General features: G+C 50.0%; 16 protein-coding genes and 1 riboswitch. Of the genes, 9 read left to right on the top strand and 7 right to left on the bottom strand.

The window, feature by feature from the left end:
* Positions 1–80: 80 nt before the first annotated feature.
* Positions 81–533 carry a hypothetical protein gene (locus NDI52_RS21340; RefSeq protein WP_190774545.1) on the bottom strand — a complete coding sequence of 151 codons (453 nt, stop codon included), beginning with the start codon at positions 531–533 and terminating at the stop codon, positions 81–83.
* 227 nt (positions 534–760) lie between these two features.
* Between NDI52_RS21340 and NDI52_RS21335 the strand changes: the two genes are divergently transcribed.
* Positions 761–2,080, top strand: coding sequence for an ATP-binding protein (locus NDI52_RS21335; RefSeq protein ID WP_190774544.1), 1,320 nt, complete (start codon positions 761–763; stop codon positions 2,078–2,080).
* The gene (locus tag NDI52_RS21330; RefSeq protein ID WP_348256516.1) at positions 2,077–3,339 is read left to right on the top strand and encodes a tetratricopeptide repeat protein; all 1,263 of its coding nucleotides are present in this window, start codon (positions 2,077–2,079) and stop codon (positions 3,337–3,339) included. Before NDI52_RS21335 ends, NDI52_RS21330 begins: the two co-directional genes overlap by 4 nt.
* Before the next feature lie 135 nt (positions 3,340–3,474).
* Here the strand turns inward: NDI52_RS21330 and NDI52_RS21325 are convergent, their stop codons facing one another.
* Together NDI52_RS21325 and NDI52_RS21320 are read right to left on the bottom strand one after the other, a co-directional pair.
* Positions 3,475–4,128: a Uma2 family endonuclease gene (locus NDI52_RS21325; protein ID WP_190774542.1), complete on the bottom strand. Its 654-nt coding sequence runs from the start codon at positions 4,126–4,128 to the stop codon at positions 3,475–3,477.
* A 108-nt stretch (positions 4,129–4,236) separates the two neighbouring features.
* A complete protein-coding gene (locus NDI52_RS21320) occupies positions 4,237–4,428 on the bottom strand; it encodes a hypothetical protein (RefSeq protein WP_190774541.1) in 192 nt (63 codons plus the stop codon).
* 51 nt (positions 4,429–4,479) lie between these two features.
* A riboswitch (cobalamin riboswitch) is annotated at positions 4,480–4,624 on the top strand.
* Between the two features lie 263 nt (positions 4,625–4,887).
* On the opposite strand from NDI52_RS21320, the gene NDI52_RS21315 reads away from it, so the two are divergent.
* From NDI52_RS21315 to NDI52_RS21295, 5 genes are all read left to right on the top strand, one after another.
* Positions 4,888–5,343 (top strand): hypothetical protein, encoded by a 456-nt coding sequence (locus NDI52_RS21315; RefSeq protein WP_190774540.1) that lies wholly within the window; start codon positions 4,888–4,890, stop codon positions 5,341–5,343.
* 300 nt (positions 5,344–5,643) lie between these two features.
* Complete coding sequence (locus NDI52_RS21310) at positions 5,644–6,477, top strand: fatty acid desaturase (RefSeq protein WP_190774539.1); 834 nt, start codon at positions 5,644–5,646, stop codon at positions 6,475–6,477.
* 3 nt (positions 6,478–6,480) lie between these two features.
* Positions 6,481–7,773, top strand: coding sequence for a class I SAM-dependent methyltransferase (locus NDI52_RS21305; RefSeq protein WP_190774538.1), 1,293 nt, complete (start codon positions 6,481–6,483; stop codon positions 7,771–7,773).
* Positions 7,774–8,323: 550 nt separating this feature from the next.
* Positions 8,324–8,704 carry a hypothetical protein gene (locus tag NDI52_RS21300; protein ID WP_190774537.1) on the top strand — a complete coding sequence of 127 codons (381 nt, stop codon included), beginning with the start codon at positions 8,324–8,326 and terminating at the stop codon, positions 8,702–8,704.
* A gap of 260 nt (positions 8,705–8,964) precedes the next feature.
* The gene (locus tag NDI52_RS21295) at positions 8,965–9,828 is read left to right on the top strand and encodes an alpha/beta fold hydrolase (protein ID WP_190774536.1); all 864 of its coding nucleotides are present in this window, start codon (positions 8,965–8,967) and stop codon (positions 9,826–9,828) included.
* A gap of 212 nt (positions 9,829–10,040) precedes the next feature.
* Here NDI52_RS21295 and NDI52_RS21290 read toward each other — a convergent pair whose 3' ends face one another.
* Entirely contained in the window at positions 10,041–10,502 is a 462-nt protein-coding gene (locus NDI52_RS21290) for a DUF4383 domain-containing protein (protein ID WP_190774535.1), read from the bottom strand.
* Between the two features lie 58 nt (positions 10,503–10,560).
* Positions 10,561–10,767, bottom strand: coding sequence for a chlorophyll a/b-binding protein (locus NDI52_RS21285; protein WP_190774534.1), 207 nt, complete (start codon positions 10,765–10,767; stop codon positions 10,561–10,563).
* A 1,102-nt stretch (positions 10,768–11,869) separates the two neighbouring features.
* Here NDI52_RS21285 and NDI52_RS21280 point away from each other — a divergent pair.
* Together NDI52_RS21280 and NDI52_RS21275 are read left to right on the top strand one after the other, a co-directional pair.
* Entirely contained in the window at positions 11,870–12,439 is a 570-nt protein-coding gene (locus NDI52_RS21280; protein ID WP_190772084.1) for a hypothetical protein, read from the top strand.
* 188 nt (positions 12,440–12,627) lie between these two features.
* Positions 12,628–12,990: a hypothetical protein gene (locus tag NDI52_RS21275; RefSeq protein ID WP_190772083.1), complete on the top strand. Its 363-nt coding sequence runs from the start codon at positions 12,628–12,630 to the stop codon at positions 12,988–12,990.
* Positions 12,991–13,382: 392 nt separating this feature from the next.
* On the opposite strand, the gene NDI52_RS21270 is transcribed toward NDI52_RS21275, so the two are convergent.
* Complete coding sequence (locus NDI52_RS21270; RefSeq protein WP_190772082.1) at positions 13,383–14,447, bottom strand: glycosyltransferase family 2 protein; 1,065 nt, start codon at positions 14,445–14,447, stop codon at positions 13,383–13,385.
* A gap of 109 nt (positions 14,448–14,556) precedes the next feature.
* Positions 14,557–21,324, bottom strand: a complete 6,768-nt coding sequence (locus NDI52_RS21265) for a non-ribosomal peptide synthetase (protein ID WP_190772081.1) — start codon at positions 21,322–21,324, stop codon at positions 14,557–14,559.
* Positions 21,325–21,708: the final 384 nt, after the last annotated feature.

Genomic DNA, 21,708 nt, shown 5'->3' with positions numbered 1-21,708 from the left:
CTCTAACTGCTCCAGGCTCTCCGTCACCGTGACTTGAAAAGGACGTCCTGTCATCGCCCATCACCTCAAAGAGGACTCTTCTAGTTTGGCGCAGCTTCATATTTGTTTGGTATGAGTTGTTCGGCGATCGCCTTCAATCCTGGGGTTATTTTGGCAGCGGTTTTGACGTAGGAGTAAACTGTGAGGCTGCTGTTCATCGCTTCGCTATTCACAGCCATCAGGGTGTCATCCACTTTTTCCGTCAGTTGTTGAAGGCGTAAATGGACTTCGGAGAGGGCGATCGCCAGTTGATAGTCACTGGTAAATTCGTTCAGGTTAAAACTGGCGGGAAGGATGTCAGGGTTGGATTGGGCAGCGGTGAGGCTATTGCTGACAAATGCGAGGCTTTTGTTGCCCATCTTGTAGAGTTTGCGGCGGTCTTCGGCGGTGAGATGGATGAGGAATGGCAGCTTGGTTTCGATGGTAGCCAGGGCCGTTTTGATGTCTTGCAAATCGGTTTCGGTGAGCTTCGCGGAGATGTTTTGATACGACATGAATTTGGATTTCCGTGAGTAGATGCAACCTGTGGGTTTGATAGAAAATACAGGTGACAATACCCAGTCTGAATTGAAACCCATGATTCTCCTTCAGAAGAAACCACAGGTTTCAAATGAGTTTTGTATGGTTCTTCTAGGTAATTGATGAATCTTACGGATTTGCCATCAATTCGTTCCTCAAATTCGGGTGAACTACAATGAATTTCAGTGTGAGGTAGGCCACGATGAGCGAGCTGATTACCAAAATTTACAATGCCTTTGATCCGAGTCGTCCCTTACCAGCGGGTGACCCGCAATATGTGGACTGCCGGGAGGTGCGTGGGGATGAGGATATTGTGAATGATTTGGGTCGGCGGATTCGCAATTCCAACGAAGTGACCTGTCAGCTTTATACGGGGCACCGGGGTAGTGGCAAGTCTACGGAATTGCGACGACTACAAAAAAGCCTGGAGGAGCATGGCTTTTTTGTGGTGTATTTTGAGGCGGATGAAGAAGACATTGATCCGCAGAATGTGGAATACATTGATATTTTGCTGGCCTGTACCCGTCGATTTTTGAAGGAGATGCGTGCTGCCAATGCTGCACCCATTCAGCAATGGCTCCAGGATCGCGGTCAGGAGTTGCAAGAGCTGGCTCAGATGAAAGTTTCTCTGGACGGAATTAGCCTGGAGCAATCCCTGTCCGTCTTCACCAAACTCACCGCCAGCATTCGGGCGGAACCTACCCAACGAGCCAAGATTCGAGAAAAGGTGAACCCCCACACCATCACCTTGCTCTCGGCCCTGAACCAATTCATTGCAGATGCTCGTCAGCATCTTCCCAACGGCAAAACGAAGTTAGCCATGATTGTGGACAATCTGGATCGCATTCCCATCGATTTCCAGGACAACGGACGGAGTAACCATGAGGAGATTTTTCTGGATCGCAGTGAGCAACTAAAGGGTCTGGACTGCCACATGATCTACACGGTTCCCATTGCCCTGGTCTATTCTCGCTGGGCCAATGAGGTACAGACTATCTATGGCAATACCCAGGTGCTTCCGATGGTAATGGTGCAGGAACCGGATGGGACGACCTATCCAGACGGACTGACGAAGTTGCGGGAGGCCATTGAATTACGGGTGCGACCCCACGTTGCCGATCTACCGCTGGATAACGGGATATTTGACAATCCAGAAACCGTGAAACGGCTATGTATTTCTTGCGGTGGGCATATCCGGGAATTGATGCAGATGATGCAGGAAGCCCTGAACCGGACGGATACGTTTCCGATTAAGGCCCAAGCGGTGCAACGAGCCATTACTGAACTGCGGGCGGTGTATCAACGCACAGTGGAGGAACCGGAGTGGACACGATTGGCGCAGGTCGCCCATCAGCGAACCATTCCCAATGACAACGAGCACCGCAGCCTGTTGCAACGCCGCTGCATTCTAGAGTATCGCTGCCTAGATTGGGAGGGAGAAGTTCGTACCTGGTATGATGTGCATCCTTTGATTTACAAGCTGCAACGGTTTCAAGATGAACTGGCTAAACTGAGAGCATGATAGCCGATCCGTTTGACTGGGACGAGGAACTACCCCTGGAGACTGAGGAAGAAGTCTACCGGGCCTTGTTGCGGGCATTGCAACGGAAACAAGGGTTTGGACTGTTTTTTGTGCAATGCACTCCTGCCCAGGGAGAAAAGATTATCACCGACTTACGACGGGATCTGCCTAAGCAACAGATTCAGGAATTGCACTTAGAAGGGGAGGTAACAGCTCTCTATGACCAAATCCATGAACTCTGGCAGAAGCGCCCCTTTGATGCGCTGGTGGTGGATGGATTAGAAGCATCCCTCTACGCTTACGAAGATGTAAAGCGCCTCAGTGGTTGGAGTAGCGAGGAGGTCTACAACTATAGTTGGAAAGGCGTTCCCAAAATTTTGAGCCACCTGAATCAGCAGCGGGAACACCTGCAAAATAGCTTTCTGGCTCGATTTATGTTTCTGGTGCCCCCTTTTGTTGTAGATTACTTCATCCAACGGGCACCAGATTTTTTAGATTGGCGTTCGGGCTTGTTTTGCTTTCCCCGAGATCCAAAGGAAGTTGCTCAGGACGCCGAACGCTTTATTGGGGGAGCTTACGCAGAATATCTTGCTCTACTTCCCAAAAAACGGATCGAGAAAATCTTAGAACTCAAGAGTTTGCAACATGCCTGTGAAGACCTTGAGTTGAGAACTACTCTTCTCTTTGAACTAGGTCTACTGTTTCAATCTGAACAAGACTATGGAAATGCGATCGCAAGCTATGAGAAAGCGCTCGAGATCAAAACGGACTATGACGCAGCCTGGAACAACCGGGGCAGTGCGCTATATGCCTTAGGGCGCTATAAGGAGGCGATCGCAAGCTATGACAAAGCGCTCGAGATCAAACCGGACTTACACGAAGCCTGGAACAACCGGGGCAATGCGCTATCTGCCTTAGGGCGCAAAGAGGAGGCGATCGCCAGCTATGAGAAAGCGCTCGAAATCAAACCGGACGATCACGCAGCCTGGAACAACCGGGGCTATGCGCTATCTGCCTTAGGGCGCAAGGAGGAGGCGATCGCAAGCTATGAGAAAGCGCTCGAAATCAAACCGGACTTGCACGCAGCCTGGTATAACAAAGCCTGCTATTACAGCTTACAAGGGCAAGTTAAACAAGCTATTGAAACTCTACAACACGTCATTATGCTGAATGACAAGTACCAGGAAATGGCAAAAAATGACTCCGACTTTGACTCCATTCGGCAAGACGAACGCTTCCGGGCATTGATTGGAGAGTAGAACCGCAAGATGGACAAGACGTTCGCGTTGGAACTGGGGCAGTGGGGCAGAGCCTGGGTTTCTTCTGTGGGGTGACAGAGATTTGTTGCTGCGCTCCAGAAGAAACCCGGTGTCTTGTGAGGCTGAGCTAACTTTCTAGATCAGGTTCTCTCGAATCCATTGCCGCAGACTGCGCTTGGCCTGAGTTTCCCCCTGCTGGGCACAGTTTTGTAGAAACTCGTAAAACACACGCTTAGGCACCCATGAGAACGTGGGACTGCTGGGAACTTCCTGATACTGGCCGTTTTGAAGTTGGTAAATAGTCAGCGTTTTCCCGTCGTAGCGCCAAAACTCAGGAATCCCAAGCTCTGCATAAAGAGCATTCTTGTCAATATCGGTGTGAGTAATATCGACTTCCACAACCAGGTCAGGCGGGGGATCTGTATTTAGATCCACGGTTTTACCTCGAACCTTGGGTTCGTTGGCAATATAGAACCCTCGATCTGGCTCGGCACCTGCTTGTAATCCCAAGCGCTTGAGAGTGGTCGAACCCATGCTTTTAATCGTGAGATTGGTCTCTTCCACCAATATTTTGATAAAGTCACCAATCAAATCGCTGGAGTTCTCATGGGCCTCCAGGGGCGTCATAATTTCTAGAGTGCCTTCGTAGTAGGTAAGTTGAGCCGAGCGATCGCCCCCCAACGCCTCCAAAATCGCTTCATACCCATCCCAACTGACCCGCAACGACACCCGCTTCTCCGCCAAAGCAGGCTGCGACGATAATGGCTTTTCTGAAGAGAGGTTCACCATTGTACGACACGGTTCATTTGTTTCTATGGTAGGAGCGATCGCCCCCGTCAGCCATACGCCAGGAAGGTTTATAAGCCAGCAACAATTCTCATTTTTGCAAAGAGCCATTTAGAACCGATCGCCATCCTGAACTGTGGGGGCGGGTTTTGTCATTATTCGATCAGCACCATCAGGGATGTTCTTCAAACCCGCCCTTTCCACAGGTTGTGCGATCGCAGCCAGGGCGGGTTTTGCCAGAGAGTAACAGCACAGGCCAGAGTTAACTGCTAAACCCGCCCCTACCAAGCTGTTTAACGACACAATGAGAATTGCTGATAAACCAGGAGAGCAGTTTTTATTTTTGCGTAAATCTCGTATCGTATAGAGATCGGTTCTGGTGGGGAGCAGCCGCCAGAGGTAACGGGGAAAGTTCGGTGTGAACCCGACGCTGTCCCGCAGCTGTGATGGGGTCTTTGATCTCTAAGTCAGAATGCCCGCCGATGTTGTTTGATTCATCTATCTGCGAGGTACAGATGGTCAGGTTAGGTTTGTCTGTGTTTGGCTCCGTCAATGCTGGCTCTTTCGCAAGGGGAGCATCGCTGCACTGCTTTGATCGAGAGTTCCAAAATTTGGATCTGGGGATGGGCGATCGCACCCTTACATGCCCTGTAAACTCGCGGTTCCTCTAGTTCTGAGCTATCAGCTCTCACCGGGAAAATGGCAACACAATCCCGGTTAGATCCTAGATTTTGCAAGCACAGCATTTGATGTAAAGTAACCATGCGCATTCGAGAATTGTCCTGGCAGAGACAGGGAGATTATTGGCAACCGCTATTTATCCGTGAGAATTTTCTGGCGATCGCCGCCGTTGCCTACGCTGGTTTTCTCCAGCATGGTCGGGGGATGGTGACTTGTGATGTAGAGTTACCCACTCATGCCCCAGTCGATTGGAGCCGTGATCTACTCGATCATCAGATTTGCTTTCAGCCGCTTCCCTATGCTCTGGAGCTTTTAAGCCAATTGGAAGTGGATGAGGAGACGTGTATCACCCTCAGTGCAGCCCTGGCCGATTATGAGCCGGAGCAGGAGATTATGCTGTGGCTCCGGGGAAATGGAGACGTGCAGGTGATGCAGTTAAAGAATCTGGCGATCGCCCCAGTCGAAGCTTACACCCAGCTTCGGCAGCGGTGGGACGAGTTTCAGATCGGTGTTTCATTCGAACGGAGGGTACCATGATCCGGACAAATTGAAGAATCATCCCAGTCTTTGGAAACTAAAAACACCCAGACCCAGTCTGAGGAGTAAGAGTTTTACAAGAGTATTACAAGAGTAAAAGTTTTGAGAGAGGGCTCACCGGATTCAACAATGTGCGCTTTGCGAAAAGAGGCTTCTCTGTCCTAACCCAGGTTTTTTCTATCTTTAAGACCGTGACAATAGAGGGGCTTTTTAAGTACATCACTTAAAATGCTCACGGTTCAGTGTTTATGTGCCGCTGAATATTAGTTCTCTGTAGAAATTAGATTTGAGATTGCTTGCATGGTTAATGCCCATTTAGATTCAGTACCCCGCCCTCGTTGGCCTGTCATTGCAGGAACGGTCGTTGTGCATTTAGGGGTGCTCTTAGCTTTCATTCCGCAATACTTTAGTTGGTCTGCCATCGGCGTTGCGGTTCTGCTGCACTGGCTTACGATTGGTCTGGGTATTTCGTTAGGCTTCCATCGCCTCGCCACCCACCGCAGTTTTCGCGTGCCCAAAGCCCTGGAATACTTCTTTGTGTTCTGTGGCACATTGGCGGGCCAGGGTGGCGTGAAAGGTTGGGTTGGCTACCACCGGATGCACCATTTATATGCTGACCAGGATGCGGATCCCCATGATTCAACCAAAGGTTTTTGGTGGAGCCACATTAGCTGGTTGATGCATGAGGTTCCTGGTAAAAGCGAACTCCCTCGCTTTACCAAGGATATTGCGGATGATCGGTTCTATCAGTTTTGCCATCGGCAATATATTCCCCTGCAAGTGGCTTTAGGGCTAGTTCTCTACGCGATTGGCGGGATGCCCTTTGTCGTCTGGGGCATTTTTGTGCGTTTATTCGTTGGCTTTCATAGCACCTGTTTTGTAAATAGCGTTTGCCACAAACTGGGTTACCGCAGCTATGACGTAGAAGATACGTCGACCAATTGCTGGTGGGTTTCTCTTTTGACCTTTGGCGAAGGATGGCACAATAACCACCATGCGGTACAGTCGTCCGCACAGTATGGTCAGCGATGGTGGGAGATTGATATTGTCTGGTACACCATTCGCTTGATGGAGATGCTTGGGTTAGCCACCCACGTCAAAACGGTCAATCCTGCAAAAGCCAATGGACGGTGATTTATGACTGGAATTCAGGTACCCGAGAAGGTCGCTGCATTAACTCCCGAGAGTGCGGAGTGGGGCGATCGCCTCAGCCGTCTACCCCAGGGTGAACGCTATCTCTATCAACTACTGAGCCTGGTTGATAATGGCGATTTGACCGTTACAAATCCCAACGGTGAAGTGTTCCGATTTGGCAAACCGGGATTAGAACCAGTGCTGCATTTGCAGATTCACAATGCGGGCACTTACGACCGCCTCTTAGCATTTGGCACCCTTGGCTTCTGTGAAGCCTACATGGATGGATGGTGGGATGAAGCCAATGGGAATTTAGTAGAACTGATTGGTTTGTTCTACCGTAGCAATGTCTATGCAAAAGCCCGTGACAACGTAACTGTTGGGTTGTTACTAAAGGTCATCACACAACGTCTCAAAACCATTCCAACTGTTATCGAAAATAGCCGTAAAAACGTTCAACATCACTATGATCTGGGGAATGATTTTTACCAGCTATTTCTTGATCCAACCATGACCTATTCCTGCGGGTATCGAGTTCGTGAAACCGATACTCTGGAGCAAATGCAGAATCAGAAATATGAGCTGATCTGTCAAAAACTAGCCCTCAAACCGGGCGAAACGTTGATTGATATCGGCTCCGGTTGGGGTGGAATGTTGATCTATGCTGCTGAGCGTTATGGTGTAAAGGGTACTGGGATTACCCTGAGCGTGGAGCAGGCTAAGTTGGCTCAGGAGCGTATTGAGGCGCGGGGGTTGAGCGATCGCATCGAGATCATCATCTCCGACTACCGCGAAATTAAGGGTCAGTACGATAAGTTTGTCAGCATTGGCATGTTTGAGCACGTTGGCAAAGGCAACTTTGCCACCTTTATGCAGAAGGCAGCCGAACTCCTCACCCCTCAGGGTGTGGGAATGCTACACACGATCACGACCCAGAGTAAGGAACGCAATGGAGCCTGGGTTGATAAATACATTTTTCCCGGCGGCTATGCACCCCAACTGCATGAGCTCACGCAGGAACTGTGGGCGGCAAAACTGCCCGTTGCCCATTGCGAAAACCTCAAACCCCACTATGCAGAAACTCTGAAGCGTTGGCATCAGAACTTCACGGCCAATCGTGAACAAATTGCAGCTCTGGGTTCTATGTACGATGAGCGCTTTATGCGGATGTGGGCGCTTTATCTACAATCTTTTGAGGCTTCCTTCCGCTATGGCGGTTTGCATGTTTACCAACTGCTGTTTTACAAAGGTAAACAATGGCGTTTGGATGTGCCCTTGTCTTTCAATGTTCAATAAACATTAGGGCTTGTTTTAGAGGTTATTTTTTATGCGCTTTGCACAAGAAATAACTCTTCCAAACAGTCCTTAATGCCTATCCGAATGATATATCTATAGATCTCCGACTTCTTTAAAGAGTCGGAGATTTTTTATAGGGATATCAAGGCTTATGCCTTTTGCCTGTGCCAGGGGTAATTAAATTTTGTGGGAATTTTATGTGGGAGGCGATCGCATCAGTGTATTGGTTTCAATCAGTAATATGGCTACTAAAAACGAAAAGTAAACACTGTTATTTGCTAAACTTTTTACCGTTGTAAAAAATGAAAGAGAAGTTTAACAAATGATGTGGGATGAAGATAAAAACCTTTGAAATAGCCTTACTGATCTGGTATTCATACTTGAACTTTTGGTAGACGTCTAGTGCGGTTATTTTGGCTTAGCTTAGAATCATGTTGAATTAAAAAGAAACAGTCTTGATCAGGTTGCTTTTGATTAAACAAGTTTTGATTTGACGTTTATTCATGGTTTAACGGGAGTCATGAATTCTTCATAATATAGGAGACTAGCTATGAGACGCTTTGCCTTAACCTGTTCTTTCGTCGTGCTTTCTGCCGCTCTACTGGCTCTACCTGCAAAAGCTCAACAAACGAGCCCTTCTAGCAACCTGTCTCAGGGCGTGAATGATACAGAGTTATCCACTCGCCCGACAGCCCGTGAGCTAAGTCCATTTAACCTTGTATCGTTGGCCTATCGCGGGCATTTTTCAGAACAAGGTATTCCCGGTTATGGCAATTTCGTTCTTGGCCTTCATACCGGGCGCATCAGAGCGGATGATGTGATTCAAGCTGCTGTTGATGCTGGGCAGCTATCACCCGATGTACAGGATAGCCGTAGTTACCGAACGGCAGTAAGGCAACATCTTCTAAGCTTAAGGAATACTGCCTACTAGGGTTTACGAATATCGCATCTAAAAGTAAACCTCCTGCGTGGGTCGTTGCGTGGCGAAGCCGCGCAACGACCCACGCAGGAGGTTTAGTGTCATTAAAGGATGGTGTAGCGCGATGTGCCATGTCGCCCTTCATCACGCTTATAGAACTTACACCTTGGCTTATTTAAGCTTGCGTACTTATTTGGGTAGATATCAGCTTGGCTCCCTTCCCATACGAGAAGGAGTCGATATAGTGAGGAAACCGGATTCAACGTGCTCCTATGACGGCAACTTCCTCCACTTTGAACCACCAATTCATTACAGCAAACGGCATTCGTCTGCACTATGTGACGGCAGGTGATGGGCCGCTTATGTTGTTGCTGCATGGATTTCCAGAATTTTGGTATTCCTGGCGGCACCAAATTCCTGAGTTCGCCAAAGATCACACTGTGGTTGCCCTCGATATGCGCGGGTACAACGACAGCGATAAACCCAAGGATCTTAAAGCCTATCGCATGGAAGAACTGGTCAAGGATGTGCAGGGGGTAATTCGTGGCTTAGGATTTGATCGGTGTACTTTGGTTGGCCATGATTGGGGTGGCGCGGTAGCCTGGTCTACAGCCTACAATTCACCCGGCCTACTAGAACGGTTAATTGTTCTAAATTTGCCACATCCTGCTCGCTTTCAACAGGGGCTACGAACTCCTCAGCAATTGCTGCGGAGTTCATACATCGGCTTTTTTCAAATCCCTCTTCTACCCGAACTGCTGATTCAGTCTGGAAATTACCAAGCTCTTGAAAGAGCATTTCGTGGTATGGCTATACGCAAAGACACCTTCTCTGATAGTGACATTCAAACTTATAAGGACGCAACCGCCAAGCCAGGGGCTCTTACCGCCATGTTGAATTACTATCGGGCTCAGTTTGGGTCATCGTTTCTGAGACCCGAATGGGGTGTCTTAAGTGTTCCGACGCTGATGATTTGGGGCGAAAACGATATTGCCCTTGGCAAGGAGCTAACCTATGGCACTGAGGATTATGTCAGCGACTTCCACCTGCGTTACATACCCAATTGCAGCCACTGGGTTCATCAAGAGCGACCCGATCTGGTCAATCAGTACATGCGAGAATTTCTGGCCCGCTAATTTTTAGCTCTCCTGATAAGTAACCCTAAAAGAGAGAGGCAGAGCTTCGCTCTGCCTCTCTCTTTTAGGGACAAAGTATTTGATAGAGCGATCGCCTCAAAAAAAAGTAGCCCATTAGGGCTACTTTAAGCTGCCAGGTTATGACTGAGAAACACACAACTATCCGACAGGAAGCACTAGGGCGCTCTTCCTACTGATACGATCTGCATTCATTACAAGCTAGGTTGAGCCCCTCCTGCTGGTCCCACAACAGAAACATCTGCCGACTTAACGAAACCATGATAGAAGGCGATCGCCGCCGCAATGGCATTCAGCCAGATGTTGTTGCCAAACAGAGGAGTAATATCAAACAGGGTATTCGTAAAGGGAATCAGACCAAGCAAGGCACCTGCCGCATAAACGATAGCAAAGATGCGGTTAAATACCAGGGCACCACTTAAGCTAGTGGACGCAGCAATACCCCACAGACCTACTAAGATACCAATGGCATTATGAAAATAGTTTGTTGGGAAAATGCCGAATAGATAACCAAAACCCAAAACAGCAGGAGGGTTTGCCGGAGGATAGGAGACAAGAGCAGGAACAAATCCAGCTAGGCCAAGTAAGAGAAAAAAGATACCAAGGCCGAGGGCGCTTAGGCGAACGGCAACATTTGAAGAAGTGGATGTTTGCATGGTTGTGTTTGCTTTTAGAAACGATGGTTGATGGATGAGTAAATGAACCTGAAATAGTTTAGTGAATCAGGTGCAGAACATCCCGCAGGACACTGTAACCAGCCCAATCCCAAAATAAATAGGCAACAAAACCAAGCATGGCCAAACGACCATTCCAAAGCTCTTGTTGGGGGTTCCAACCGAAAATCCAGGCGTTGCGATCGCGCCCATCATAAGCAGGCGTAACCGTTGGAATTTGAGCCGTATTCAGAGTTGATGTTTTCATGGGAAATGATTCTCAATGATGCTAATGCGACCATGCTATCGAGTAATATTGCTGTCATGGTCTGTCATGGGTTCGACTTCTTGCTATATCTAAAGTCGATGGAAAATAACATTAATTCGATTAAAGAATTGTTATATGGAGTAGTGGCATACTTAGTGCTGCTCCACTTTACAGGATGGTTTTCAATTAGCCTTATCTAATGTATGGAAAATCTACTTTCAGATATTTAAAACAATCTCATGCATAAATCTTAAAAAGGGTTAATTTGCATGCACAATATTTGTATAAATAAGTTCTTTTAGAAGAATTGCTCGGTTTGTTTAGCATTTAATTAAGTGGTTCAGCTCTATATAGCATCTGCAATGCTGTACCGCTCGCTTAGCAAGCGGTACAGCATTGCAGATGCTATATCAATACTCTGGACAGTTTTTCTGAAACCGTTGATTTTGCGTGCGCGAAGCGCACGCAAAATCAACGGTTTCAGAAAAACTGTCCGAACTAATGTTATATGAATTATGGTCGTCTACCTGTTGTTTCTGTTGATATGGTTTGATGACCATCTTGAAGGATATTTAGGTTCTGCACGGCTAGCACTGAACAGGGCGCATATCCCTAGCTTTTCTTCGAACGCTTTGCGATCGCCCGTTGCGCTACTAATTGTAATTAGAATTTTCCTGAAAATCAGCTCTCCAATGATAAGCTCTCTAAAAGAATGGCCAAATAAAATCGTAATTTGAAACGGAAGCTAAACTCTTCTCATCCTTGTTATGCCAAAAGATTTTGAGAAACTTGTGAGCGTTGTCTCAAAAGGATTCAGAGGTTAAAACTTAGGTTTATTGCTAGGCATAATCTTCGTTTGCAAGGGGCTATCTTTGGCCAGAAGTCTGAGCACGTATCTAAAAGAAATGGTTTTTTTAGAGCTCTGTTCTCACTTATGACAGAAGGATTAATTAAGAAGAGTACCTTAGCTTAAGGTAATGCTGAAATCAAAAAAAATGAGCCACATGATACCAATTCTTTACTCTTCAATCGTGGCTTATTTTTATGAAGTGCTCCCCTGTTTTTAGTCAATAACTTTTTTAGTCCTTTCAGGAAATCGGTGATGAAACGCTTTGCTCTGGCCTTCTTTTCTCTCGTTGTCTCTGCCGTTGTTTTTGCTCCGGTTGCACAAGGTCAGGAAACACGCCCAAATAACAATCAATCTCCACAGTTTAATAACGAAACTCTTCAGATTCAGGATAGGCAAACAACTCGTGTATTAACTCCAATTCAGCTAGCAACTTTAGCGAATCGAGGCTATCTCTCAGACCAAGGAATTCCCGGTTATGGAAACCTGATGGTTGGGCTCAGAACCGGAAGCATCACAGCTAATGACATTATTCAGGCTGCTATTGATGCCGGAAGAACAGCTCCTAGTACAGGAGAGGAGTCAAGCTACAGAACTGCACTTCGTCGACAACTTTACGCTTTGCAAGACAGAGCAAGCGATTCGAATGATGGGGCCGGTAATGATGGCAATGACGGTGGCAATGACGGTGGCAATGATGGTGGCGATGACGGTGGCAATGATGGTAGTGGTAATTCCAGTGGAGGAGAGGCCGATGGTAATACTTCTGGCGGAAGTACCGGCGGGGGAACTTCTAGTGGCAGCAATGGGGGCTCTAATAGATAGTGGTGATTAATACGATTCCATAGCCTAGTACTCTACCCAAGAATTTTTGAGGGGTCGTAGACCCCTCAAAAATTCCTTAAATTTAATTTTTAAGTGTGGAGTAACCCACACTTAAAAATTGACAGACCACTAGTTATTACAATAAAGTTGACAGCTTCCCTATAGCTCTCCTCGGTTGGAACGCATGTATGAAATCTCCTATCCAACCACTAAAAATTATTACAGCTTTACTGTTTGCGATCGCTGCTTCCATAGGGTTGACGCCCGCCCAAGTAGGAGCTGAAACTTTACCGCGCTCTATTATTAATAGCCTGGCTTATCCCACCAGTTCTCAACGATTCTTTGAGGAAGGATATGCTCAGATGGAACGCGAAATCCAGCAGTTGCAAGGAAGGCTCGAAACCAATACCCCTGTCCTTAACGTTCAGCCTGCTGTTCGGGAACAGCCTGAGGAATTACAGCGGCTTGAACCGCAGTTAGAAGAAATAATACCAGAGCAGTTTTCTCCAACGAATACCCAGGGTTCTGAACGGCATCTATTACTTCACTAGTACGCTGAGGCGGAAATCCATCACCTATGTTTTGTGTGGGGTGCGAAGCACCCCACACAAAACATAGGTTGCGAACTTAGGCCGCAGCCTACTAGGGTCTGTGAAAGTTGTTTTTTATGCGCCTCACGATCAAAAAAAACAACCTTTAAAACAGGCCATGAAATAACAATCAGCATAAGCTCATCACAACACCGTATAAGTCCTATTTGCAGCGCTTTTTGCTTGAATTAGCCACGGTTGTTTTTGTGAGAGCCGCGCGGAGCGCGGTTCTCACAAAAACAACCAGATTTTAAGCGCTTGAAAAGCGCTGTAAGTGAATTTGTAGCTTAATGATTTGAATTAAGAAACCCGGTGTTTCTGAAAACACCGGGTTTCTAGGGCGTGCTTAACAATTAAACCTGTTGCGCCTTTTGAATATCGCGGAATCCTTTGGCGAATACCGTATTGCTGAGAAAATCCTCAAACAGGTGAGGGGGATCGGCATCAGGTTTGCGTTGTATCATCTGACGCAGGCTCCATAGAGAGAAGCCTGTTGACCAGGCCAGATCCGCCAGGGCTGCATAGAGGACGCCGTGATTTTTTACGAAATAACGGCGGCGAGAATCCCATACGTATTGAGGGATGCGTTTTTTAGCGCGATCGCGCCCCGTCACTCCGGTACTCTGTCCTGCCAGGTGCATCACCTTACTCTCAGGAACGTACCAGCATTCCCATCCGGCGCGTTTTGCCTGTAGGCAGAAGTCTGTTTCTTCGTAGTACAGGAAGTAGTTGTCATCCATTAAGCCAACGGACTCAAATACTTCGCGACGAATGATCATACAAGCGCCGGGCATCCAATCAATCTCCTGGGGGCGATCGGTCGCCATCGTTTGTGCCACCACCCAGCGGGACAGCAGCTTTGAGACAAATCCCAAACGCAGCCCCGAATCCAACTCACTGAGGATGGAGGGGAAGCGAAAGGCGATCGGCCACAATTCCCCATCAAATTTCTCGATGCAACTTCCGGCAATTCCTGCCTTCGGATTGGCATCCATAAAATCTACCAGGGCTTTCATGGAACCAGGTCGTGCCTCTGCATCAGAGTTCAGCAGCATGTAATAGGGAGGCGGATCGTCCGATTGGAAAGCCGGGCGAATCGCTTCATTGTTGCCATAGGCAAAGCCCCCATTCCTTTCTGCCGGAACCACGGATGCCCAACTACTCCAGCCTTCTGCTTCAATCGTCTGGGCAATTTTTTCAGCGGAGCCATCCCCTGAATCGTTGTCCACTACTACGGCTTGCATACCGGGAAGGGTGGGAAGCTCAGGAACGAGCGATCGCAATGCGCTAATGGTCAGGTCGGCGGTGCGGTAGTTGACGATCGCAACCAGCAAAGGCACTGAGCACTTCGAAGACGATGGAGTTTCGGTTATGTCCTGTTCCGCACACAGGTCTGCACGCTGGGATTGGGTAGTCATGAAAAGGTGATCCATTGAGTGTCGGATGGGTCATCCACATGCAGGGGCTACATGTCAAACGTAAGCTAACGGCTCTAACTTGGCCCCCCGAAGAGGGCCAGGGTTAGATTCAGGCTGCCTGTTGTGCATCTGCATTGGATTTGGACTGGTTAGCATCTTGAGCCAGCGTTGCCACCTCGTTGATAGCCGCTTGTAGATGCTCGGCTAACACCTTCACATTGGGGTCTTGTAGCATACTGGCGTGCCCACCAGGAACATCATAACTGCGGACTTGGGCCGCACGCTTATCCCATCCCAGCAAAGGCTCCGCGTACTTCTCAATGGCGGGAGTATCGTCGATAGGGGTGCCGTCAAAAATATTGCTCTTCTGGGTCGCCCGATAGAGCAGCACTTCACCCTCGAGTTGGCCATCAAAGCGATGCTGAGGCCCTGCCCACATAATCACGGTACGCACTGGGATATTGCGTAGGAATGGGGGTACGGAGATATTGCGATCGAGGCAGTAGCGGAACAAGGACAGTTTGGTATGCTTGAGCGCTGCCAAATACCGCTGCTGAGTTTCGTAAACCAGGAGGTTGGTGGCTTTCTTCCGGATTTTATTTGCGATGGACAGGACTCTAACCAGAGGATTAGATTGTGTCCCTGTTTTCATAACTTGAGCAAAGCGGTTGAGGCGCTGGCTGTTGGCATAGTTGCCACCCCGTTCGGGAGTTCCCACATCGGCAGCATCAAAAATCGCCAGTAAAGCAGTTTTCTGCCCCTGTTTTTGCAGTTGCAGGGCTACTTCAAAAGCCAAACGCCCGCCTGCACACAGCCCACCAATGAAGTACGGCCCTTCGGGTTGAATCTGGCGAATTTGCTCGATGTAGAAGTTGACCATGTCTCCGATGCGCGTATGCAAGAGGGGAAAACCTGCCGCACTGTAAGGGCGTAATGCATACACCGGAATGGTCGGATCGAGTTGCTGCGCCAGACTCCGGTAGACCAGGGTTTCTCCGTCGGCATCGTGAATCAAGAACAGCGGTAACTGGCCAGTGCCGGGTCGCAGTAGTACCACTGATTCGTAGTGAATCGGCTCTGCATGATTGCTCACGTTTTCCTTATCCAGAACGGCAGCTAGCTGTTCAACTGTGGGAGCCGTTAGAACGGCGCTCAAAGGCAGCTTTGTCCCAAACTGCTGTTCAATTTGGGAGGTGAGACGTACTGTGAGCAGTGAGTGACCACCCAGGTCGAAGAAATTGTCGGTGACGCTAATAGCCGGCAAATTCAAGACTTCGGCCCAAATCTGCGCCAACTGTTCTTCTGTTTGGGTGCGAGGGGCCACATGAACGGCTGTTGCCATGCGATCCGACAAATCCGGCTTGGGTAGAGCGCGGCGATCGATTTTGCCGTTGGGGGTGAGGGGCAGTGCTTCCAGGGGGACGAAGACCGAGGGCACCATGTAGTCGGGGAGCGATCGCTTCAAAAACTGCCGCCATTCGCTAGCTCCAATTTCCTCACCAGTTGTCACCACATAGGCCACCAGTGCCTTACGGCCAGGTTCATCTTCCCGCGCCGCTACCACACACTGCTGCACCGCTGAATGCTGCTTCAGGGCTGACTCAATTTCACCCAGTTCAATCCGGAAGCCCCGGATCTTCACCTGGTGATCCATCCGGCCCAAAAATTCCACATTGCCGTCGGGCAGATAGCGGCCATAATCTCCTGTCTTGTAGCAGATATCCTGCTGATCACCCGTCAGTGGATTGGCAACAAACTTCTCCTGACTCAGGGAACCCTCCAGGTAACCGTTGGAGCGGTAGGGTGTGCGCACGTAAATTTCACCCAATTCGCCAACCCCCGCCAAAGCCTGACCGGAATTCACAATCATGAGCTGAGTATCTTCGATACCCTGGCCCACCGGTAGGCGAGATGCTCCATGGTGCGGTGCAGTCGTTTCCCCACTGGGAGGAACTACGAAGTAGCTGGCCAGCTGCGGTGTTTCCGTTGCACCGTAGCCGTTGATTGCCGTTACATGGGGAGCCAGCTTGCGGAACTCATCCAGACTTTGGCGGGTGAGAATGTCCCCACCAAAGCAGGCATAGCGCAGGCTGGAGAGTTGGAAATTCGCGATCGCCGCTGCGCCTTCCCGGATCAACTGCCCCATGGCTGGGGTCAGGTGCATTACGCTGATTTCCGACTGGTGTAACCAGGTAGCCAGCTCGCTGGGCGTTTCCATCTGCGCCGGGGAGGGAACGTAGAGGGTGGCCCCAACGCTCAACGGGGTGAAGATGTCACGCCATAGGGGATCGTGAGCCAGGCCCGACAACTGGCTGAAGTGATCTGTAGTGGTGAAGGGGAAGGTGTGACGATACCACCTGAGGAAGTGGGAAACGGGGCTGTGGGTGCCCACAATGGCTTTGGGTTTACCCGTTGAACCGGATGTGAAGGACACATAGGCTCGATGCTCGGGATTGGGCACAGGTGGCTCATCCGTGGAGCATTGGGCTAGGGCGTCCGGTAGGGTTTGCCCATTGGCGGGAAGGGTGATCTGGCAAGTCCAGGGATGGTTGGCGATCGCCCCCTGCAATTCCTCAGGAAACTCTCCAGCTGCTTCCAGCACCACCAAACCTTTCGGTTGAGCGATGTCCAGGTAATCCGCCAAACGTGCCGCAGGATAAGCCGAATCCAGTACTGTAACGGCCGCACCTGCTTTGAGGATGCCCAGCATTGCCCACACCAGGGAAGCGCTACGAGAGGCATAGATCGCGACACCGTCCTGAGGTTGAATGCCCTGGCTCACCAAGTAGTTCGCAAGTTGATTGCTGCGCTCGTTGAGGGTGGCATAAGTCCAGGTGCCGTGGCTATCAATGACGGCGGGTTGTTGGGGAGTGCGATCGCTCCACTGCACAAACTCGTGATAAATTACCTCGCCTGCATCGTAGGTCAGCGGTAATTGAGGATCAGGCAACAGAGCCGCTTTACCCGGTGTTACCAGAGAGAGTTGGGGGATGGGTGTTTCGGGGGCCGCTGCAATTTGCTGAAGCAGATATTCATACTGCACCAGCATTTCTTCCATTCGGGCCGCACTGAACAGGTCAGCGTTGGAAACCAGGTTGACCCACAGTTCCCCGTCCTTCTCGCCCACGTACAAGGTGATGTCGAACTTAGAAGCCGGTTCTGCAACCGAGAGGGATTGGACGTCCAGATCCGCCAGCTCAACAGGGATGCCCTCAAAATTGAACATGTTAAACCACACCTGGAAGATAGGGGTGCGGCTCAGATCCCGCTCGGGATGCAGTTCTTCCACCAGCTTTTCGAAGGGCATGGCCTGGTGAGCGTAGGCTCCCAGAGCAGTTTGACGCACGCGGCCCAGCAATTCTCGGAAGCTGGGGTTGTGGCTCAAGTCAGTGCGCAGGACGACGGTGTTGATGAAGAAACCAATGAGGGGTTCTAATTCGGGGCGATCGCGCTCTGCAATAGGCGTTCCCACCACCACATCCTCTTGTCCTGCCATCCGGCCCAGCAACACCTTGAAAGCGGCTAACAGGGTCATGAACAGGGTGGCCCCTTCCTGCTGGCTCACCTTCTTGAGAGATTGAGCCAGGTCACCGGAGATCACCCGCGTATGACTTTGCCCGCTGTAGCTCTGGGTAGCAGGACGAGGATAATCTGTGGGCAGCTCCAGGGGAGTAATGCCCTGAAGAGTTTCCTTCCAGTAACCGAGGTATTGCTCCAGCACCTCTCCGGCGAACCACTGGCGCTGCCATTCCGCGAAATCAGCGTACTGTACGGGTAGGGCCACCAGGGGATTGGGTTGTCCGGAACGGAAGGCTTGATAGAGATCGCGCAGCTCCCGGAACAGAATTTCCATGGACAGACCATCGGAGCAGATGTGGTGAACAACCACTTGCAGCACATGCTCTTCGGGCTGCAACCGCACCAGGGTTGCCCGCAGCATCAGATCCATGGAGAGGGTGAAGGGGCGTTGCTCCTCGCGGGTCAAAATTTTCTGTAATTCGGCATCGCGATCGCCCGCTGCCCTTTGGCTCAGGTCAATCAGGGGTAGCTCAAAAGGCTGGTGGGGCAGAATGACCTGACTGGGGATACCGTTGGTGGCGACAAAGCAGGTACGCAGCGGCTCATGTCGCTCCATGATGGCATCGAGCGCCTGTTGCAAAGCGGCTACATCTAAAGAACCCTGGAGTCGGATGGCCTTACAGATGTGGTAGGCATAGCTGTCAGGCTCCAATTGATCCAGGTACCAGAGACGCTGTTGAGCAAAGGAGAGAGGGGCTGACTGCTCGTTGGAACGTTGAGGAATAATCTGTCGTTCCGTTGAGTCGTTTTCGATAAACTCGGCTAATCCTGCAATCGTGGGAAATTCAAACAACCGTCGTAGGGGTAAGTCAATTTCCAGATTTTCCTGAATGCGGGCGATTACCTGTGCTGCCATCAGCGAGTGGCCGCCCAGGGTAAAGAAATCGTTTTCGATACCGACTCGCTCAACGCCAAGGATTGCCGCCCAAACATCCGCCAGGGATTTCTCTAGTTCGGTTCTGGGAGCTACATAGGGTGTGTCAGAATTACCCTGGCTCAGGTCTGGATCGGGTAACGCCTTGCGATCGACCTTGCCATTCATATTGAGGGGCAGCGCTTCTAACACCTGGAATGCCGAGGGCACCATGTAGTCAGGCAACTTGGCCTGCAAGAAACGGCGCATGGTGTCAGTGGTCGCGGGTTGGGCGGGGTCTAGCACCACGTAGGCCACCAGACCTTCTTCATCTCGCCACAGGGGTTTCAATGCCACAACACTATCGCGAACACCGGGGCACTGCCGCAGGGTAATTTCGATTTCACCCGGTTCCACCCGCATCCCCCGAAGCTGAATCTGAAAATCCGATCGCCCCAAAATCTGCACATTGCCATCGGCATCAAAACGGCCTAAATCTCCAGTGCGATAAAAACGCTGACCATCAATGTAGATGAATTTCTCCTGAGTTAATTCATCACGATTGAGATAGCCCTGAGTAATGCCATCACCACTGAAGCAAATCTCACCGACCATGCCAACCGGAACGGGATTGAGATAGCCGTCATACAACCGAACCATTACGTTGGGAAAGGGTTTACCCACCCAGGTTTTTGTGACGGTGCGATCGCCTGCAAAGAAAGTGCAACCCATGCAACTCACTTCGCTACAACCATAAATCACAAAAATTTCAGCGTTACGGAACGCCCGCTTCATCGCTTCTTGTAAATCCGCTGATACCAGATCTCCACCCGAAGATACATGCTTCAGGTTATCGAAGCGAGATACATTCAAACCGTTGTCATGGATGTAAGCGATTAGTTTGCGGAGCAGGCTGGGAGATGCATGGATCGTATTAATTTCTTCCAGAAGCTGAATCATCCGCTTAAAGTCAAGGACGCGATCGCGCTCCAGAATGACCAGTTGACCACCAGCCACCAACGGCAACAGCAATTCGAAAAAGGTAATGCTGAAGGTATACCGGGCCATGGACGGCAGGATGATATCCGGGCCAAACCGATAAGTATCGACAGCAACGCGAATGTAGTTCACCAGGTTGCCATGGCTGGCCATCACCCCTTTGGGTTTGCCCGTGGTGCCGGACGTGTAGACGATATAAGCGGTCTGGTTCAGATCTAGCGAGAGATTTAGATTATGGGTGGGTAGCGCGGCCACATGAGCCCAATCGCGATCCAGGCAGAAGGTGGCAGGAACCAGCGCAGGAACCACCGATTGTAGGTGGGTTTGCGTCAGCAGCACCTGGGGTTGTGTGTCTTCGAGAATAATGCCCAACCGTTCGGCTGGGTAGCTTGGATCCAGTGGGACGTAGGTACCTCCAGCTTTAAAGATGGCGAGGAGGGCTACTGATACATCTAAGGAAGGTTCAAAGCAGGCCGCTACCCGTGAGCCGGGAGTAACACCCTGAGCCACAAGATAGTGAGCCAGTTGGTTGGCCCGCTGGTTCAGTTCGTTGTAGCTAAGGGCTTGCTCCAGAAAACGAACGGCGATCGCCTCGGGCCGCTCTGCGGCATGGGCCTCGATAGCTGTAAAGACTGGGAGCCGGGGATACTCAACGGTAGGGCTACCCCACTCCACGAACATCTGCAGCTTTTCGCTGGGGGTGAGCAGGGGCAGACTGGCAATGGGGGCATTGGGAGTGGCGATCGCCCCCTCCGCTAATTGGCCCAAATGTCCAGCCAAACGCTCAATGGTTTCCGGCCGGAACAGGTGAGTATTGTATGCCAGCGTGCCCTGCAGGCCTGTTTTGGTTTGGACCAGCACTAGATGAAGGTCGGGTGTACCTTGATCGAGAATATGGGCTTCAGCTTCGGAAGAGGTAGCTGCGGCCTCCGTTACAAAGGTAAAGGCGACAGTAGCCGGAGTGGGAAGGGGCAACCCTGCTTCCATGGCGGAGGAGAGCTGATGTGCCAGAGTTTGCATCGACTCTGTTTCATCCAGCGTTAAGGCAATACCCCGTGGTTTTTGGGGAGTGTTATTGGAATTGACCAGGGTCACGTCCAAATCAAGGGTAGTCTGCTGGGTGTAGCGGAACAGCAGCCCATAGAACACTGTCAACCAGAAGGAACTGGGATGTTTGAGGAGAGGGGAGAAGGGTTGGTGAGGAATTTCTGGCAGGGAGTCTGCGTGGCAGAAACTGATAAATCCGAATTGATGTGGGGTTGTTGGGTTTTTTAGGAAATCCCAAGGCAGCTGCATATCTGAGCGCATTTTCTTAACCGGCTGAGATTTGGAGGTAAGAGATGAAGGCTCAAAGGATCGTTCGGCTCTGCCGTTCCGTCCTTGGGAATTGTCATCACCTTCACAAACCGATGCTTCAACTGGCACCAACACTTGCTCAAAACTCATAGTGACTCTTTACAGATGAAAGGGAATGACTTGAAACGATTGGGTCGTGGCCGACGTTTGAGTCCTCTACAGCAAGACCACCGGATGGCTGGATGTGTTAGAAGAACAGCACTAGTGGGGTACTACAATCTAGTTCTGCAGCAGTCCGCTGTTAAGCCAAAATTTTCTAAAACCAGTGAATTGCCAATACCGGTCGGTCGGATCTTCAACGTTAGAGAGGGGCAACCCGTAGATAGGCTCGCGTAAATTTGGTAGAGCACCCTCCTAAGTCTAGAGCCACTATATAACTGACTGACGAATATCCTCCTGATAGGGTTAACTTACGCTTCAAACGATGAATAGCTGTTAGTGAAAATTGTCCGTAGGATGACGGATAAATGAACA

The organism is Leptolyngbya sp. PL-A3 (assembly GCF_039962325.1).
Taxonomy (GTDB): Bacteria; Cyanobacteriota; Cyanobacteriia; order Elainellales; family Elainellaceae; genus Vacuolonema.
The sequence above is the reverse complement of the archived record's forward strand: the minus strand, read 5'-3'. Positions and strand labels throughout refer to the sequence as shown.